This is a genomic window from Massilia sp., assembly GCF_031995545.1.
Taxonomy (GTDB): domain Bacteria; phylum Pseudomonadota; class Gammaproteobacteria; order Burkholderiales; family Burkholderiaceae_D; genus Telluria.
Map to the genome: position 1 here is coordinate 1 of NZ_DAMAGA010000021.1, position 15,375 is coordinate 15,375.

At 65.9% G+C, this 15,375-nt stretch carries 12 protein-coding genes; 7 read left to right on the plus strand and 5 right to left on the minus strand.

Features of this window, described 5'->3' with window-relative positions:
* Positions 1-130 precede the first annotated feature (130 nt).
* Positions 131-1,525, minus strand: a complete 1,395-nt coding sequence (fumC, locus tag RTQ83_RS14960; RefSeq protein ID WP_312516196.1) for a class II fumarate hydratase — start codon at positions 1,523-1,525, stop codon at positions 131-133.
* 126 nt (positions 1,526-1,651) lie between these two features.
* On the opposite strand from fumC, the gene RTQ83_RS14965 reads away from it, so the two are divergent.
* Entirely contained in the window at positions 1,652-2,785 is a 1,134-nt protein-coding gene (locus RTQ83_RS14965) for a hypothetical protein (RefSeq protein ID WP_312516198.1), read from the plus strand.
* Between the two features lie 366 nt (positions 2,786-3,151).
* On the opposite strand, the gene RTQ83_RS14970 is transcribed toward RTQ83_RS14965, so the two are convergent.
* Positions 3,152-3,433: a flagellar protein FliT gene (locus RTQ83_RS14970; protein WP_312516200.1), complete on the minus strand. Its 282-nt coding sequence runs from the start codon at positions 3,431-3,433 to the stop codon at positions 3,152-3,154.
* Between the two features lie 252 nt (positions 3,434-3,685).
* Here RTQ83_RS14970 and RTQ83_RS14975 point away from each other — a divergent pair, with 252 nt between their 5' ends.
* From RTQ83_RS14975 to RTQ83_RS14985, 3 genes are all read left to right on the plus strand, one after another.
* Entirely contained in the window at positions 3,686-5,752 is a 2,067-nt protein-coding gene (locus RTQ83_RS14975) for a M13 family metallopeptidase (RefSeq protein ID WP_312516202.1), read from the plus strand.
* Positions 5,753-5,820: 68 nt separating this feature from the next.
* Entirely contained in the window at positions 5,821-6,438 is a 618-nt protein-coding gene (locus RTQ83_RS14980; RefSeq protein ID WP_312516204.1) for a class I SAM-dependent methyltransferase, read from the plus strand.
* A 71-nt stretch (positions 6,439-6,509) separates the two neighbouring features.
* Entirely contained in the window at positions 6,510-6,686 is a 177-nt protein-coding gene (locus tag RTQ83_RS14985; protein ID WP_312516206.1) for a CsbD family protein, read from the plus strand.
* Positions 6,687-6,791: 105 nt separating this feature from the next.
* Here RTQ83_RS14985 and RTQ83_RS14990 read toward each other — a convergent pair whose 3' ends face one another.
* Entirely contained in the window at positions 6,792-7,898 is a 1,107-nt protein-coding gene (locus RTQ83_RS14990; protein ID WP_312516208.1) for an AI-2E family transporter, read from the minus strand.
* 177 nt (positions 7,899-8,075) lie between these two features.
* On the opposite strand from RTQ83_RS14990, the gene RTQ83_RS14995 reads away from it, so the two are divergent.
* On the plus strand, positions 8,076-8,297 hold the full coding sequence (locus RTQ83_RS14995; RefSeq protein ID WP_312516210.1) for a CsbD family protein: 222 nt from the start codon (positions 8,076-8,078) through the stop codon (positions 8,295-8,297).
* Between the two features lie 175 nt (positions 8,298-8,472).
* On the opposite strand, the gene RTQ83_RS15000 is transcribed toward RTQ83_RS14995, so the two are convergent.
* Positions 8,473-10,692, minus strand: coding sequence for a S9 family peptidase (locus RTQ83_RS15000; protein WP_312516212.1), 2,220 nt, complete (start codon positions 10,690-10,692; stop codon positions 8,473-8,475).
* Positions 10,693-10,798: 106 nt separating this feature from the next.
* Positions 10,799-12,247: an MATE family efflux transporter gene (locus RTQ83_RS15005; protein ID WP_312516214.1), complete on the minus strand. Its 1,449-nt coding sequence runs from the start codon at positions 12,245-12,247 to the stop codon at positions 10,799-10,801.
* Between the two features lie 164 nt (positions 12,248-12,411).
* Between RTQ83_RS15005 and tssF the strand changes: the two genes are divergently transcribed.
* Together tssF and tssG are read left to right on the plus strand one after the other, a co-directional pair.
* A complete protein-coding gene (gene tssF, locus RTQ83_RS15010; protein WP_312516216.1) occupies positions 12,412-14,256 on the plus strand; it encodes a type VI secretion system baseplate subunit TssF in 1,845 nt (614 codons plus the stop codon).
* Positions 14,256-15,296 carry a type VI secretion system baseplate subunit TssG gene (gene tssG / locus RTQ83_RS15015; RefSeq protein ID WP_312516218.1) on the plus strand — a complete coding sequence of 347 codons (1,041 nt, stop codon included), beginning with the start codon at positions 14,256-14,258 and terminating at the stop codon, positions 15,294-15,296. The genes tssF and tssG overlap by 1 nt, the downstream gene beginning before the upstream one ends.
* The last annotated feature ends 79 nt before the right edge of the window (positions 15,297-15,375 follow it).

The following is a 15,375-nucleotide window of genomic DNA, read 5'->3' on the forward strand; positions in this document are numbered from 1 at the left end:
ATCGAAAACTATTTTTTGCATTCTATCCTCGGGGTAATAAAGGCGGCGTACGATTCACGAGGCCGCTTGACGGCCGGGCGCAACGGGTGCGCGCGGCCGGGTAATGCGCAGCCGGATTGCCGCTCCGGCCTTATGCCGGATCGGGCCGGGTCATGTCGATCGGGACGATCCACTGGTCGAACTGCTGTTCGTCGACGAAGCCGCTCTGCAGGGCTGCCTGGCGCAAGGTCAGGCCGTCTTGCGAGGCCTTCTTGGCGATCTGCGCGGCGCGATCATACCCGATGTGCGGCGCCAGTGCGGTCACCAGCATCAGCGATTTTTCCATCAGCTCGCCGATCCGGGCGCGGTTCGGTTCGATGCCCTTGGCGCAGTGCTCGTCGAACGAGCGCATGCCGTCGGCCAGCAGGCGCGCGCTCTGCAGGAAGTTATGCGCGATCATCGGCTTGAACACGTTCAGCTCAAAGTTACCCTGCGAGCCGCCGACGGTGATGGCGACGTCGTTGCCGAACACCTGGCAGCACAGCATGGTCAGCGCCTCGCACTGGGTCGGATTGACCTTGCCCGGCATGATCGAGCTGCCCGGCTCGTTCTCGGGGATGGTGATCTCGCCCAGGCCCGAACGCGGGCCGGACGCCATCCAGCGCACATCGTTGGCGATCTTCATCAGGGCGGTGGCCAGCGTCTTGAGGGCGCCATGCGCCGCGACCATGGCGTCGTGCCCGGCCAGCGCCATGAATTTGTTGGGCGCGCTCTTGAACGACAGGCCGGTGCGCGAACCCAGCTCGGCCGCGATGCGCGGAGCGAATTCGGGGTGCGCGTTCAGCCCGGTGCCGACCGCGGTGCCGCCGGCCGCCAGCAGCAGCAGGCCGGGCAGGGAGGCGCGGATCGCCTGTTCGGAGTATTCCAGCTGGGCCACGTAGCCCGAGAATTCCTGGCCCAGCGTCAGCGGCGTGGCGTCCTGCAGGTGGGTGCGGCCGATCTTGACGATCGGCTCGAAGTCGCGCGACTTGACGGTCAGCGTGGCGCGCAACTGCGCCAGCGCCGGCAGCACTTCCTTGGCCACGGCCCAGGCGGCGGCCACGTGCATCGCGGTGGGGAAGATGTCGTTCGACGACTGGCCCATGTTGACGTGGTCGTTCGGGTGCAGCAGGCGGCCTTCGCCGCGCTCGCCGCCCATCAGCTCGGAGCCGCGGTTGGCCAGCACTTCATTCATGTTCATGTTGCTCTGGGTGCCGGAGCCGGTCTGCCAAACGGCGAGCGGAAATTCGGCCGGATGATGGCCCTCGAGCACCTCGTCGGCGGCGCGGATGATGGCGTCGGCCTTGTCCGATGGCAGCTTGCCGAGCGAGCGGTTGACCGCCGCCGCCGCGCGCTTGACCTGGGCCAGCGCCGCGACCAGCTCGGGCGCCATGCGCTCGGTCGAGATGTGGAAGTGGTGCAGGGAGCGCTGGGTCTGCGCGCCCCACAGATGGTCGCTCGGTACGTCGATCGGGCCGAAGCTGTCCTTCTCAATCCTGTTGTCCATGAATGGGTTCCTGTGTTTGAAAGGCGAGGGTGGAAAGCCGAAAGTCGAGGCTGTGGCTAAAGAGTTTATCGCAATGTCCGTTAATTACGCTCGGGCTACTCTTTTTCGTTTCTGTATCGTCTTTCTATGGCTGGCCGCCTTTCTTCCTACATTCCCTGCGCGCTGCTGGCTGCTACCGCCGTGACCACCGGCGCCGGCGCAGCCGAACTGGGCGAGGCGCGCGTCGCCTCTTACATCGGCCAGCCGCTGGCCGCCGACATCGAGCTGACCTCGCTGGACAATCCGGCGGGGCAGGTCGAGGCACGCTTGGCCAATGCCAACGTGTACCGCGGCGGCAATCTCGGCATGCCGCACGTGCTGTCGACCCTGACCATGTCTGTGATGCGGCGCGACGGCCGCCAGTTCCTGCATGTCACGTCGCTGGCCCCGGTTGAATCAAGCCGCCTGCATTTGTATCTCGAGTTGCTCGACGGCGGGCAGCGCAATGTGCGGCTGGTGACGTTGTCGCTGGCGCCGGATCCGAATCCGGCGCCGCCGCCGGTTCCGGTTCCGGCGTCACTTCCCGTTGCCGCTCCGGTGAAAGTGGTGCAGGAAGCGCCGGCGCCGGTCAAGGCGACCGAGGCGCCGGTCAGGCCAAAGTCCAGACCCGCGCCGCCACGCCCGGTTGTGGCAAGTAAACCGAAGCCGGCGCCGGAACGGGCGCCCGAGCCGGCGCCGGAGCCGAAACCGAAACCGACGCCATCCATCGTACCGCCGTTGCCGATTGCAGCGGCGACCAAGGCCGCGCCGGCCGCCTGCGCCCCGGCATCGAGCCCCGGCTCGCCTTCCGTCTGCGCCGCGCTCGACGTCAAGAACGCGCAGTTGCGCCAGCAGATCGGCGCACTGGAAGACAAGGTCAGGGTGCTGCAGGTGGCGATGGGCGCCAATCCGGCCGAAGTGAGCGCGCCGCGTCCGGCTGCCGTCCCGAAGCCGCATCCGATCCGCAAGAAACCGGCGCCGCCGCCCGAGGCGCAGGATGAAACGCCGTGGGGCTGGATCGGTGCCGGCGTGGCCGCGCTGCTGGCGCTGATCGGCGGCGTGCTGTGGTGGCTGCGGCGCAGGAAGACTGTGACGCTGCGGCCGGTCGGCGAACCGCGGGTGCCGGTGATGGATCGCCTGCGCCAGGGATTTGCCGGTAAATTCACGCGCAAGAAGCCGGTTGTGGTGGTCGAGCCGCGCCTGGAAGAGGGCGCACACGACTTGTCTACACAAGACCAATAATTACGCTATACTTGACCCGTGGTCGACGAGATCACGGACGGCGCAGGGTCTGGCGCAGCCACCACTGATAGCGTGGCGCGACAAGCAGACAACCGTTGATGAAACGCCTGCGTCCGGAAGCAGTCCATTTGCCGACAGAGGCGGTGGACGCCGGAAGCAACCGGCAAGAGGCGACGCCAGGAGATACCTGGGGTTCGCTCTCTCCCTATTCCGCAATCGAGCCCTTGGCTCGGTCGCACTCAAAGCGCCTTCGGGCGCTTTTTCTTTTGGTGCGCGCATCGATCCTCTCCACGCGTGCCTTGACAACAGTGACAGGCAAAACAAAAGGCGCCCGCAGGCGCCTTGTCGAGTAGATCGATCCGGAGATCAGTGCGCGTGCAGCGCGCGGTCGAGCTGGCCGTTCCACGGCTCGGTCACGTCGCGGATCGCGCGGTCGTTGGCCATCAGCTGCTTGAGCAGGTCGATCTTGCGCAGGCGCTTGGCGCCTTCCAGGGCCGGCACGCCGGTGGCGGCGGAATGCGCCTGCACCTTGGCTTCGGTGTTCAGCTGCTCGAAGTCGCTCCAGTCGCCGGCCTTGGCGGCTTGCACCATCTGGCCCGTCAGGCCGGCCAGGTTTTCGTACATCGCGAGGACTTCGTTTGCGTTCATGTTGTTATGCCATCAAGAATTCTACGGCCGGATGCCCGGTTGTCTGAATCATTTACGGACGCATTTGGGGGAACTTTAGGGTTTTTTCAAAAAAAATCCAAAATATTTTTGGAGCGTGCCGGAACGATCATCAACCGCGGCTTGGAAATTGTCTGTTCTGCCACGAATGCCTGCGAAGCCGATAATATGACGCATTGCCATCGGGCCGGCGCGCCGCGATCGCACAACCGACAAGAACACTGAAAGGACACCATGAAGTCAAACTGGACACCCATCAAGGCCGCCATCGTCCTGGCACTGTGCGCGGCCCAGGCCGGCGCCTTGCCGGCACTGGCGGCAGAGCAGGCGCAGCAACAGTCCGCCACCGCCGCCAAACCGGCCGCCGCCGCCGTCCTGCCGGGCGACGACTTCTTCACCTGGGCCAACCGCGAATGGCTGGACCAGACCGAGATCCCGGCCGACCGCGGCTCGTGGGGCGCGATGGCGGCCCTGGCCGACGACAATAATGCCCGCATCATCAAGCTGATCGAGGACGCCGGCGCCAATGCCAAAGCGGATGCCGAAACCCGCAAGGTCGCCGATTTCTACAAAGCCTGGATGAACGAAGCGGCGATCGAAGCGGCCGGCCTCAAGCCGCTGCAGCCGAAACTCGACGCGATCGCCGCGATCAAGGACCGCGCCGCGCTGTCGCGCGTGCTGGGCCAATCGCTGCGCGCCGACGTCGATCCGCTGAACTTCACCAATTTCAGCACCCCAAACCTGTTCGGCGTGTGGATCAACCAGGGCTTGATCGAGCCGAACGTCAACCTGCCTTACCTGCTGCAGGGCGGCCTCGGCCTGCCGGACCGCGCCTATTATGTCGACGCCAGCCCGCGCATGGCCGAGCTGCGCACGCGCTACCAGCAATACATTGCCGACATGCTGAAATTGGGCGGCCATGACAATGCGGAACAGCGCGCCGCCAGGGTGTTCGCGCTGGAGCTGAAACTGGCACAAAGCCACGCCACACGCGAAGAGTCCGCCGACATCCAGAAAGCCAACAACGTCTGGCGTGCCAAGGACTTCGCGGCCAAGGCGCCGGGCATGGACTGGAACGCTTTCCTGCAGGGCGCGCGCCTGGGCCAGCAGGACCGCTTCATGGTCTACCACCCGGGCGCGATCCGCGGCGCGGCCGCTGAGGTGGCCGCCACGGACCTGGCAACCTGGAAGGATTACCTGGCCTTCAACGCCCTGAACCAGTTCGCCGACACGCTGCCGAAGGCATTCGCGCAACTGCGCTTCAATTTTTACGGCAAGGTGCTGGCCGGCACGCCGCAACAGTCGGCGCGCAACAAGCGCGCCCTCGGCGCGACCACTGCCGGCTTGCCGGATGCCGTCGGCAAGCTGTATGTGAGCAAATACTTCCCGGCCGAGAGCAAGCGCCAGGTGCAGCGCATGGTGTCCGACATCAAGAGCGCCTTCGAAGCCCGTATCGACAAGCTCGACTGGATGGCGCCGTCGACCCGTGACCATGCCAAGGAAAAAGTGCGCACGATGTATGTCGGGGTCGGCTATCCGGATAGCTGGGCCTCGTACGGCGGCCTGCAGGTGTCGTCCACCGATGCACTGGGCAATGTGCTGCGCGCGCAGGAGTTCCGTTACGTGACCGAGCTGGCCAAGCTGAAGCAGCGTCCAGCACGTTCGGCCTGGGCCATGCCGCCGCACGTGGTCAACGCCCTCAACCTGCCGATGCAGAACGCCCTGAACTTCCCGGCGGCGATCCTGCAGGCGCCGTTCTTCGATCCGAAGGCGTCGGACGCCGCCAACTACGGCGCGATCGGCGCCGTGATCGGCCACGAGATCAGCCACAGCTTCGACGACATGGGCGCCCAGTTCGACGCCCAGGGCCGCCTGCACGACTGGTGGACCAAAGAGGACCTGGCGCACTTCCGCGCCGCTTCGCAAAAGTTGGTGGCGCAGTACTCGAGCTACAAGCCGTTCGACGATCTGGCGCTGAACGGGCAATTGACCTTGAGCGAGAACTTGTCCGACCTGGCCGGTCTGGCCGCGGCCTACGATGCCTTCAAGCTGTCGCACGCCAGCAAGGACGCGTCCGCACGCCTTGAAGCCGATCGCGAATTCTTCACCGGCTATGCACGCGCCTGGCGCAGCAAGATGCGCGAAACCGCGCTGCGCCGCGTGGTGGTGACCGACGGCCATGCGCCGGCCCAGTACCGCACCTATACCGTGCGCAACCTGGACGCCTGGTACAAGGCCTTCAATGTGCAGCCGGGGCAGACGCTGTACCTGGCGCCGGAACAGCGCGTGCGCATCTGGTAATACTCGGACGACGCACAGCCGGCCAGTCCGCCGCCCCGCACGGGACGCCGGACTGGCACAATGTCGTCATGGACCATGACGACATCACCCGGCGCACGCTCGCCCACTACAACCGTTCGGCCGACACCTTCTTCGCCGGCACGATCGACCACGACGTCAGCCAGAACATCGACGCGCTGCTCGGCGCGATCGAAGCGCCGGCGCCGTACACCATCCTCGACCTCGGCTGCGGGCCGGGGCGCGACCTCAAGACTTTTAGCGAGCTCGGCCACCGCGCCATCGGCGTTGACGGCAGCGAACGCTTTGTCGAGATGGCGCGCGCCTACAGCGGCTGCGAAGTGTGGCAGCAGGATTTCCTGCACCTCGACCTGCCACCGGCGACCTTCGACGGCGTGTTCGCCAACGCCGTACTGTTCCATGTGCCGAGCGCTGCCTTGCCGCAGGTGCTGTTGACACTGTTCGATGCGTTAAAACCGGGCGGCGTATTGTTCAGTTCCAATCCGCGCGGCCACAATGAAGAAGGGTGGAACGGCCCGCGCTACGGCAGCTATTACGATTGGGAAAATTGGGAGCGCATGCTAACGGCGGCCGGCTTCGAGGCGCTGCATCACTATTACCGTCCGCCTGGCTTGCCGCGCGAACAGCAACCGTGGCTGGCCAGCGTGTGGCGCAGGCCTGTTTGTTAAGCGTCGTACAGAACCGCCTGGAAGTGTCTACTAATCTGAAGGCTCATCCATGTAACAGCAAGGAGAGCGCAATGAACAAGGACCAAGTCAAAGGCAAGGCCAAGGACGTCGGCGGCAAGATTCAACAGAAAGTCGGCGAAGCCGTGGGCAGCCGCCAGCAGCAGAGCGAAGGCCTGTCGAACCAGGCTGAAGGCAAAGCGCAGAAGAAAGTCGGCGACGTGAAGGAAATTGCAAAAGGCAATCGCTGATCCGGTTCAGCGTGAATGACAAAGCCGCGCATTGCGCGGCTTTTTTTCGTCCCTGCCGCGTCCGGCGCTTGCACGCCGGCGGTGGCAGGAGAGCAGGGAGCCGGCTCAGCCGGCATCGACCCCTTTGGCCGGTCTGTCCCCCAGCACGTCCTCGATGTACAGCATCTTGGTCAGCACCGACAGCACGGCCGCCAGCGGTGTCGCCAGCGCCACGCCGGCGAAGCCGAACAGGGTGCCGAAGATCAGCTGGGTGACGATCACCAGCGCCGGCGGCAGCTCGATCGCCTTGGCTTCAATCATCGGCTGCAAGACATAGCCCTCAAGCATGTTGATGGCTGCGAACAGCAGCAGCGCATACAGCGCCATGTCGGGACTGATCGACAGCGCCAGCAGCACCGCGGGGATGCCGGCCATGATCGGTCCGATATACGGGATGAAGTCGAGCAAGCCGGCGATGATGCCGAGGATCAGCGCCAGCGGCACGCCCAGCAGACTGAGGCCGATCGCGGTGGCACTGCCGACGATCAGCATCGATACCGCCTTGCCCAGCAGCCAGCTGGCGAGCGAATCGCCCATCTCGTTCAGCACTTCGCGCGTACGGCCGCGTTTGCTCTGCGGGAACAGGCGGACGAAGCCGTTCGTGTACACGCCCGGCGCGGCGGCGAAATAAATGCCGACGAAGATGATGATCACCACATTGCCGAGTGCGCCGAGCACGCCGCCGAACAGCAGGCCGGCGTTCGGCATCATCGAGCCGAGCTGCTTCATGGCTTCTTCCGGCGCCGGCAGTTCGTCGACCACGCGCTGCATCAGCGGATGGCGCTCGACTTCGCTTTGCAGGCGTTCGATGGCGGCCGGCACTTCCTTGGCCAGCTGACTCGACTGTTCCGAAATCTGCGGCGCCATCGCCCAGCTGCCCAGGCCAATGATCGCGGCCAGCAGCGCCACCACCAGCGTCAGCGCCAGGGTGCGGTTCAGGCCGAGGCGGCGGTGCGCGATGTCGGCCAGCTTGTAGAGCAGGATCGCGAACAGGATGCAGGCGAAGATCAGCAGCAGGGCGTCGTAGGCCAGTACCGCGGCGGCCAGGCCGGCGAGGAACAGGGCGCCGATGCCGTAGACGACGGCGGCGCGGCGCGCCAGCGTGCGCTGGGCGTTCGAGGCCGGTTGACCATGGTGTTCTTGCTGGTCGTAGGCGGGGGTCTTGTTATTCATGATGGAGGCCTGATCTTGTTTGTACGTGTTGCAAAAAGATTAGCATTTACATGAGCAAAATGTCGCGCGGAAGTGCTTGTATAGATGTGTTAGGACACGAACAGAACGGTTGAGCTGCAGCGGTTAATCTGTACTCGAAACATCGCCACCCGGCATGTACTTGAAAAGGAGAGCACCATGAACAAGGACCAAGTCGAAGGCAAACTGAAGGAAGTTGGCGGCAAGATTCAAGAAGGCGCCGGCAAGCTGGTCGATAGCAAGGAACAGCAAGCCAAGGGCCTGGCGAACCAGGCTGAAGGCAAGATCCAGGGTTCGGTGGGCGACGCCAAAGAAGCAGTCAAGGACGCCGTCGACGACCTGCATCGTCCGACCACGACCACGACGACTACCCGTCCGTAATCGGGTCTGCGGCGGAGATTTCTGCCAAGTCAGGTCCCGCCAAGTGAGAACAGCCGCCATGTGCGGCTGTTTTTGTTTGTATGGTTGGCGGCGGAGCGCGGGACCGCCGAGGCCAACGATACAAAAAGGCCGCGACGTTGCCGGCGCGGCCTTTGTATTCAAGCGTTGTGCACGCTTATTTCGGCTCGGTACCGCCCAGCTGTTTCTTGAAGAACGACTCGATCAGCCCATACACATGGCGCTGGCTGCTGCGGCCCGAGATGCCGTGCTTGGCGCCCGGGTAGGTCATCAGCTCGAACTGCACGTTGCGCTTGACCAGGTCGTCGATCAGGCGCGTGGTGTTGGTGAACAGCACGTTGTCGTCGGCCATGCCGTGGATCAGCAGCAGCGGCGACTTCAGGCCGTCCAGGTGCGCGAACACGCCGCTTTGCTCGTACGCCGCCGGGTTGCTCTTCGGCGTGGCGCCGACGTAGCGTTCGGTGTAGTGGGTGTCGTACAGCGCCCAGTCGGTCACCGGCGCCACCGAGACGCCCATCGCGATCTTGTCCGACGCCGCCGCCAGCAGGCGCAGCGTCATGAAGCCGCCGTAGCTCCAGCCGAACACGCCGATGCGCTTCGGATCGACGAAGCTCTGCTTGGCCAGCCAGTCCACGCCGGCCACCTGGTCTTCGACTTCATGCTTGCCGAGGTTGCCGTACAGGGTGTCGGTGAACTGGCGCTCGCGGCGGCCCGAACCGCGGTTATCCAGGCGGAACACGACGAAGCCCTGCTGCGCCATGTACTGGTCAAAGTAATTGCCCCAGGCGCGGGTCACGCGCTGCGAGTGCGGGCCGCCATAGGTGAACAGGAACACCGGATAGCGCTTCGAGGCATCGAAGTTGGCCGGCTTGATGATCGAGTAGTACAGCGTCTGGCCGTCGGCCGCCTTCATGCTGCCGTATTCGGTCGGCAGGTGGTCAGGCAGGTACTTGGCGTACGGGTGGTTGGCGTTGAGTTCGTTCTTTTCGAGCCACTCGACCATGCTGCCGTCCGGTTTGCGGATCGACACTTGCGGCGGGACGCTCGGGCTCGAATAGGTCTCGACGAACAGCTTGCCGTTGCCGGCGAACGAGGCTTCGTGCCAGCCGTCGCCCTTGGTGATGCGGTTCGGCTTGTCGGCAGTGCTGCCGTCGAGTGCCAGCACATAAGTCTGCTTGTCGATCACGGCCTCGCGGTTCGACGAAATGTAGACCTTGTTGGCGCCTTCGTCGACCGCCAGGATGTCGTCCACGCCCCACTCGCCGCGCGAGATCGGGTGCAGCAGCTTGCCGTTCAGGTCGTACAGGTACAGGTGCTTGCGGCCGGTGCGTTCCGAGGCCCAGATGAAGGCATTGCGGCCCTTCAGGAAACGCAGGTCGTTGTTGATCTCGACCCAGGTCTTCGAGGTTTCGGTCAACAGTGGACGCTGTGTCAGCGTGGCGACATCGACCGCCACCAGGTCCAGGCGCTTCTGGTCGCGCGACTGGCGCTGGTAGACCAGGGTCTTGGCGTCGGCGCTGAAGTCGGCGCGGATCAGGTAGATGTCTTTCTCGGCACCGAGGTCGACCTTGCGCTGCTCGCCAGTGGCGGGATTGACGACCATCAGGTCGATCAGCACGTTCGGGTCGCCCGCGGCCGGGTAGTGCTGGTCGATCACTTCGGTGCGGTCGGCGAAGATCTCGAAGCGGCGCGCCACTGGCACCGGCGCTTCGTCGTAGCGGCGGTAGGCAATCGCCGAATCGTCCGGCGCCCAGTAGTAGCCGGTGTGCTGGCTCATCTCTTCCTGCGCCACGAACTCGGCTTCGCCGTTGTGGATGGTGCCCTTGCCGTCGGTGGTCAGCGCGCGCTCGGCGCCGGTTTTCAGGTCGATCACGATCAGGTTCTGGTCGCGCACGAACGACACGTAGCGGCCGCGCGGCGAGATCTTCGGATCGGTGACGTTGCCCGAGGCGACTTTACGCGCGACATCCGGCTTCGCGGCTTCCAACAGGTACAGGTTGCCGGCGATCGGCACCAGCAGTTGCTTGCCGTCCGGCGACCAGAAATAGTTCAGGATGCCCGACAGGCCGGCGGTACGGGCGCGCTCGCGGCGCGCTTTTTCTTCCAGCGACAGTTCCTCGGTCGGCACCAGCTTCTTGGAGTCGATCAGGCGGCGCGTGGCCTTGCTCTTGGTGTTGTATTCCCAAAGGTCCAGCTGGTACTGGTTGTCGGCACTGCCGCGCAGGAAGGTGACGCGTTCGCCGTCCGGCGACACGCGCAGGTTGCGCACGCCGGGACCGGCCAGCGAAGTTTCGCCGTGGATGCGGTCCAGGGTCAGGCGTTCGGCCGAAGCAGGCGCGGCCGCGAGAGCGGCCAGGAGAAGGAGGAGAGGGCGCATGGATGTCTCTGGAAAGATTATTAACGGTATGCAAACTGCGAGCAACCGCGAGACGATACCAGAGTCAGCCTGAAAACGCTGTAATTACTTGCCCCCAAGCTAAGTTTTAGGCTGTCACACTGGCCGCTAACTGCTGCTGCGCGCCCTCGCGGATACGCTGGCGCGCCAGACGCTCGAACTGCCAGGTCAGCAGGGCCGCCGCCACGGTCAGCGCCACCACCAGCCCGATCCAGAACCCGGTCGCCTGCATCGGTTCGGCCGGCGCCCACGGGAACCACTGCGGCGCGAGGCCGAGGATGCAGCCGAGCGGCAGCGACAGTCCCCAGAACGACAGCAGCTGGATCACCATCGGCGGGCGTGTCACCTGGTAGCCGCGGATTGCGGAGGCGGTGGCGACCTGGGTCGCGTCCGACAACTGGAACAGGGCGGCGAACAGCAGCAGGTCGGCCGTGACCGCCTGCACCGCCGGATCGGAAGTGTAGGCGGCTGCGATCTGCCAGCGGAACAGGGCGATGCCGATTGCCGACACGGCGCCGAAGGCGACCGAAACGCCCACGCCAACCCAGCCGACGAAGCGCGCCCGCACCGGATCGCCTTCGCCCATGGCCTGGCCGACGCGGGTCAGCATGCCGATCGCAAAGCTGAGCGGCACCATGAACACCAGCGAAGAAAAGTTCAGTGCGATCTGGTGCGACGACACCTGCACCACGCCGAAGCGCGCCACCAGCAGGCTGATCAAACCGAAGGCACTGACCTCGGCGAAATAGGTGACGCCGATCGGCAGGCCCAGGCGCAGCATCGAACCGATGCTCTTGCCGTTGGGACCTTCGTAGCGGTCGAAGGGATAGGTCAGGCGGTAGGCGGGCGAGCGTGTGATCCACCACAGCATGGCGAACAGCATCAGCCACATGCCGCTGGCGGTGGCGATGGCGCAGCCGACCGCGCCCAGTTGCGGGAAGCCGAGCTTGCCGTACACCAGCAGCCAGCTGACGAGCGTGTTCCAGACCAGGCCCGCGATCGCGATCCACATGATCGGCTTGGTCTGGTTGATGCTGGTGGTGTAGCCATACAGCGCGCGGTACACGCCGAAGGCCGGCATGCCGAGGCTGATCACGTGCAGGAACAGCGAGGCGCGCGCCGCCACCGGCGCATCGAGCCCGACATGGTCGAACAGCAGCGTGCACAGGTTGGCGAACAGGCAGGCGGCCACACCCACCAGCAGCCCTTTCCACATCGACTGGCGCACCGAGTGCGGCACCTGGTCGTGGCGCGCGGCGCCGATCTCGTGCGCGACCACGGTATTGATCGCCATCATGGTGCCCATCACGGTGACCAGCACGATCGACCACACGGCGGTGCCGAGCGACACCGCGGCCAGTTCTTCGGCGCTGACGTGGCCAGTCATGGCGACGTCGACCACGCCCATGCCGACCGTGGCCAACTGCCCGACCAGCACCGGCCACGACAGCCGCCAGAGGGTGGCGATTTCAGTGCGGACGGGTTGACGGGTGGCGGTAGTGGTCATGATGCGGGAGCTGGATTCGACGGAACCCATGATTTTACTGAGTTATTGACAAGGCCGGTATCCGGGCGGTGCGACGCGTCCCGCTGACGACGCGCTTGTGTCCCGAAATGCATCCTTCGATACATTGCGCCGTCGCAATGCCAGTCTCCACGATCTGCATGACCGTAGAGTGTCAGCCAGACGGGGAGAGCGCCATGGAAGAGCTGTTGCCGTACTACGAGCGCGAGCTGGTCTACCTGAACACCGCCGGGCGCGAGCTGGCCCATCAATACCCGCGCCTGGCCGCCGAACTGGGCCTGGGCTTTGATGCCAGCGAAGACCCGCACATCCGGCGTCTGATCCAGGCCGTGGCCCTGCTCAACGCCCGCACCGCCCGCAAGCTCGACGACGACTATCCCGAATTCACCGAAGCGCTGCTGGGCAGCCTGTACCCGCACTTTCTGCACGGCTTGCCGAGCTGCTCGATCGCGCGCATCGATACGGCAGATGCAGCGCGCGCGGGCAAGATCGAGCACATGCACGTGGTGCCGCGCGGTACCGAGATGCAGGCGCTGGCCGGCAAGGGTGGGCCGGTGCGGATGCGCACCACGGCCGAGCTGGCGCTGGCGCCGGTCAGCGTGGCGCGCGCCTGGTTCGAGCCGGTGGCGCACCTGCCGCCGCGGGTGCGCATGCCGCCGCGTGCCGGCGCGCAGATCGGCATCGCCTTCGACAGCGCGACACCGCTGCGCATGCTGCCCCAGCTCGGCCTGCCGTACCTGCGCCTGCACGTCGATGCCGACGGCCTGCTGGCGGCGGCGCTGCTCGACAGCCTGTTCATGGGCGTGCTCGAGACCTGGGTCGAGGCCGAGGGCCTGGATACCTGGCGCCGCCTGGAACGGCTGCCGCTGCGCCTGGGCGGACTGGAGCCCGAGGAGGCGCTGGTGCCGGAGGAAACCCACGCCCATCCCGCCTACCGGCTGCTGCTCGAATACTTCGCCTTCCCCGACAAGTTCCATTTCATCGACGTTGACCTGGCCCAGCTGGCGCCGCTGCTGCCGGCCGGTGCGCGGCGCGTGACGCTGCACTTCCTGCTGGCGGGAATGGCGGCCGATGCCACCCCAGTGCGCCTGTTGCGCACGCTCGCGGCCGGCCACCTGGCGCCGGGCTGCGCACCGGTGGTCAACCTGTTCCGCCAGCCGGCGGCGCCGGTGCGCATCACCCAGCGCGCGACACTGTACGACGTGGTGCCGAACCGCCATGAAGACGGCGTCGAGGTATACAGCATCGACGCGGTGCACGTGCTGCGCAGCGAGGACGGCAAGACCAGCAGCGTCGCGTATCGCCCGTACTACGGCTTGCGTCATGGCGAAAGCGGCGAGGGCGCCGGCCGCCGCTACTGGTTCGCGCGCCGCGACGATACCGGCGAGCGCCATCAACGCATGAAGATCGGCTTCAGCGACGACGACTTCGACCTGTGCGGCCTGCAGGACTGCGTCGCGTCGATCGAGCTGACCTGCAGCAACGGCGTGCACGCCTGCAGCGCCGGCTTCGCGGCGCCGGGTGGCGACCTGGTCAGCGAAACCGCCAGCAACGGCTTGCCGATCCACCTGCTGCGCAAGCCGAGCGCGCCACTGCATTTCGGCAAACGCGCCGGCACTGCCTGGCGTCTCGTGGCCCAGCTGGCATTGAACCACCGCTCGCTGGCCGACCTGGACACCATGCGCGAGACGCTGGCGCTGTACGACCTGCCGCGTTCAAGCACCTCGCAGCGCCAGATCGGCGGCATCGTGGCGCTGGCGGCGCGTCCCGGCACCGCCTGGCTGCGCAACCGCTACGGCGCCGCCCTGGTGCACGGGGTCGAGGTCAGGATGACGATCGACGAAGACGCATTCGCGGGCAGCAGCCTGTTCGTGTTCGGGCAGGTGATCAGCCGCTTCCTCGGCCTGTACGTGCACGTGAACAGTTTCACGCGGCTGGTGCTGGTCTCGAACGGGGAAGGGCAGCAGGGACGCGAGCTGCTGCGCTGCGAGCCGCGCAACGGCAGCCTGGCGCTGCTGTGATGGCGGAGGCGAGCGACGACCTGGGCAGATGCGCCGTCGTGGACACGGCGCCGGCCGCGTTGCCGGGCGTGATCCCGGACCTGCTGGCCCATCCGCAACGCTATGCCTTCTTCCAGGCGGTGCGGCTGCTGGTGCGCTGGCTCGGGCGCCAGGGCATCGCGCCGGAACATGCACTGGGGCTGATCCGCTTTCGCAACAGCCTGGCGCTCGGCTTCCCGCCGAGCGAGATCGAAGCCATCGCCTGCACCACCGAAGGCGCGCCGGCGGTCAACGTCACCCCCGCGCTGATGGGGCTGCTGGGCGTGACGGGGGCCTTGCCGCTGCACTACACCGAACGCTTTGCGGCCTGGGAAGCCGAATCGCGCGACGGCGGCGCGCGCGCCTTTCTCGACCTGTTTTCCAGCCGCCAGGTGACGCTGTTCTATCGCGCCTGGTGCAAGTACCGGGTGCGCCATCCGGCCGACGGCGAGCATGACCGCTTCCTGCCGCTGCTGCTGGCGCTGGCAGGCGCGCAGCGTCTGAGCGACGAGGCGCCTGGCACGCCCGATCCGGAGATGCTGTCGCAGGCGAGGTTCGCCGCCGCGCTGCGCAGCCGCGTCGTCAGCGCCGAGCTGATCGCGGGCGTGCTGCGCGCCTATTTCCAGGTGCCGGTAGCTGTCGAGCAATTCAGCGGACGCTGGGATGTGCTGGGGCCGGGGCAGCGCACCCATCTGGCGCGCGGCAACTGCGAACTCGGCGCCGGCGCCACCGCCGGCGGACGTCTGCTGCGTCCCGAGCTCGGCATCCGAGTGCGGCTGGGGCCGCTGGAGCGTGAGGCGTTCGAGCGCTTTTTGCCGGGCGCCGCCGGCAGCCGCGCACTGGCCGCCTTGCTCGACCGCTTCGCGATCGAGGTGCCGTACCGCGAACTGCAGGTGGTGCTGCGGCGCGATGCCATCGGCGGCGTCAGCCTGGATGGCGCCACCCGGCTCGGACTGGATGGTTTTCTGTGCACGGCATCCGGCAAGCGCGACCGCGACGACGTCTGCTATCTGCTGCCTTGAGCCCGCCTTCCTCCAGAGCATGCGCGCGCCGCGCGGCGTAGCGCCGACCTACAATTGTTGCAACGCTTTCGCCGCATGT

What these genes read in the sequence shown, in the direction of transcription:
- fumC (WP_312516196.1), bottom strand. Translation starts at nt 1,525, where the DNA reads ATGGACAACAGGATTGAGAAGGACAGCTTCGGCCCGATCGACGTACCG.
- RTQ83_RS14965 (WP_312516198.1), top strand. Translation starts at nt 1,652, where the DNA reads ATGGCTGGCCGCCTTTCTTCCTACATTCCCTGCGCGCTGCTGGCTGCT.
- RTQ83_RS14970 (WP_312516200.1), bottom strand. Translation starts at nt 3,433, where the DNA reads ATGAACGCAAACGAAGTCCTCGCGATGTACGAAAACCTGGCCGGCCTG.
- RTQ83_RS14975 (WP_312516202.1), top strand. Translation starts at nt 3,686, where the DNA reads ATGAAGTCAAACTGGACACCCATCAAGGCCGCCATCGTCCTGGCACTG.
- RTQ83_RS14980 (WP_312516204.1), top strand. Translation starts at nt 5,821, where the DNA reads ATGGACCATGACGACATCACCCGGCGCACGCTCGCCCACTACAACCGT.
- RTQ83_RS14985 (WP_312516206.1), top strand. Translation starts at nt 6,510, where the DNA reads ATGAACAAGGACCAAGTCAAAGGCAAGGCCAAGGACGTCGGCGGCAAG.
- RTQ83_RS14990 (WP_312516208.1), bottom strand. Translation starts at nt 7,898, where the DNA reads ATGAATAACAAGACCCCCGCCTACGACCAGCAAGAACACCATGGTCAA.
- RTQ83_RS14995 (WP_312516210.1), top strand. Translation starts at nt 8,076, where the DNA reads ATGAACAAGGACCAAGTCGAAGGCAAACTGAAGGAAGTTGGCGGCAAG.
- RTQ83_RS15000 (WP_312516212.1), bottom strand. Translation starts at nt 10,692, where the DNA reads ATGCGCCCTCTCCTCCTTCTCCTGGCCGCTCTCGCGGCCGCGCCTGCT.
- RTQ83_RS15005 (WP_312516214.1), bottom strand. Translation starts at nt 12,247, where the DNA reads ATGGGTTCCGTCGAATCCAGCTCCCGCATCATGACCACTACCGCCACC.
- tssF (WP_312516216.1), top strand. Translation starts at nt 12,412, where the DNA reads ATGGAAGAGCTGTTGCCGTACTACGAGCGCGAGCTGGTCTACCTGAAC.
- tssG (WP_312516218.1), top strand. Translation starts at nt 14,256, where the DNA reads ATGGCGGAGGCGAGCGACGACCTGGGCAGATGCGCCGTCGTGGACACG.